3 protein-coding genes and 1 pseudogene are annotated in these 1,185 nt (G+C 58.9%); all 4 read right to left on the reverse strand.

The genetic code is table 11. The annotated features are described in order from the left end of the window. Window positions 1–133: 133 nt before the first annotated feature. Window positions 134–334 carry a putative nitrogen fixation protein NifT gene (nifT, locus tag NW856_RS11620; protein ID WP_011430645.1) on the reverse strand — a complete coding sequence of 67 codons (201 nt, stop codon included), beginning with the start codon at window positions 332–334 and terminating at the stop codon, window positions 134–136. Next, window positions 331–594, reverse strand: coding sequence for a nitrogen fixation protein NifZ (locus tag NW856_RS11625; protein WP_011430646.1), 264 nt, complete (start codon window positions 592–594; stop codon window positions 331–333). Before NW856_RS11625 ends, nifT begins: the two co-directional genes overlap by 4 nt. Next, on the reverse strand, window positions 591–740 hold the full coding sequence (locus NW856_RS11630; RefSeq protein ID WP_011432085.1) for a hypothetical protein: 150 nt from the start codon (window positions 738–740) through the stop codon (window positions 591–593). The genes NW856_RS11625 and NW856_RS11630 overlap by 4 nt, the downstream gene beginning before the upstream one ends. Further along, a pseudogene (aksA, locus tag NW856_RS11635) lies at window positions 730–1,185 on the reverse strand (homoaconitate hydratase); the annotation flags it as partial. The pseudogene aksA and the gene NW856_RS11630, both read right to left, overlap by 11 nt.

Raw genomic sequence — 1,185 nt, forward strand, 5'->3', positions numbered from 1 at the left:
GCGCGAAGCCCACGCTGTACCTGTAGGGTCAGCGATGGGAGTATGTCACAGCTGAGTTCAACCCATTCTCTCAGCCCTTTCGAGGATGAGCCGATAGGAATAGAATTGCTTGAATTGTTCAGCCAACCGTTGGCTAGAGGCGTTTGGCCTCTACCGTCTTGGGCAGAGACAAAGGCTCCGGCAGCTCCGGGATGGACAATTCCCAACCGTTGCTCAAGGTGAAAATGGTTTCCCCGGCCTCTGAACGGGTGGCCACAACCGATTCTTCCAGATCTTTTTTGGGAACGTAGACCATCAAATGCCCGTAGGCACTTTCGTGCAGGATGACTTTCATAGCCCTTTCTCCACAAGTTCCAGCTCTTGGGCACGGCACCCCACCACCAAGCCTTTGGCCAAGCAGTGGACGGCATAGACGTAAAACCGTTGTAGAAAGGTGCCAATGGAGATGACATAGCCTTCGTCGCCGGGAACGGCTAAGATTTTCCCCACCGGCTGGCCGAAGAAGGTGCCATCGTTGCGGATGACCTTACGGATGCGGACTTTGTCGCCCAGCTCAAATTGGGGAGGGCGATCCAGCTCCAGTTCGTCGCTCATGGGGTACCTCCTGTGATTTCTGCCAGCACCTGACAAAGCTCTTGGCGGGTTAGGCTGCGGCCTACTTGGCGCGCCCGTCGAGACACGGCTGCCAAAATGGCCTGAGATTTGGAAGTTTCCTTTCCGGACAAGCGGTTAGACAACATCGGGATGGCTCTCCTCTGGGATGGGTTCTGGAGTGTGTTGCGCCCATTGCGTCAGCGTTGCGCGGCAATAACGGGCCAGCTCCGCGGGCGGGATCGGATGCTTGCAGTGGGTGACGTGCTGCCGCACCTGTTCCAGGAGCTTTTCCAGTTGGCCAGGTGGGATCTGCTCGACAGGGATCCCCTGTTCCTTGAGGATCTGGAGCAGCAAATGCCTGCCGGAGTGTTTGCCCAACACCAGCCGCCGCTGGCTGCCCACGGCTTCTGGTGGGAAAGGCTCATAGGTCTGGGGATCCCGCAGCACCCCTGCAGCGTGAATGCCCGACTCGTGGGCAAAGGCGTTGTCGCCAACGATGGCCTTCCAGGGGGGGAGGGGAGCACCGCTGGCCCGCGCCACCTGTTGAGACAGCTCCCGCAGACGGCAGGTATCCACCCCAACATCGATCCC

The sequence above is a fragment of the Synechococcus sp. R3-13 genome (assembly GCF_047462195.1).
Classification (GTDB): Bacteria; Cyanobacteriota; Cyanobacteriia; order Thermostichales; family Thermostichaceae; genus Thermostichus.

Excerpts from the sequence above, each read along its gene's own strand:
- nifT (WP_011430645.1), bottom strand. The coding sequence starts at position 334 with ATGAAAGTCATCCTGCACGAAAGTGCCTACGGGCATTTGATGGTCTAC.
- NW856_RS11625 (WP_011430646.1), bottom strand. The coding sequence starts at position 594 with ATGAGCGACGAACTGGAGCTGGATCGCCCTCCCCAATTTGAGCTGGGC.
- NW856_RS11630 (WP_011432085.1), bottom strand. The coding sequence starts at position 740 with ATGTTGTCTAACCGCTTGTCCGGAAAGGAAACTTCCAAATCTCAGGCC.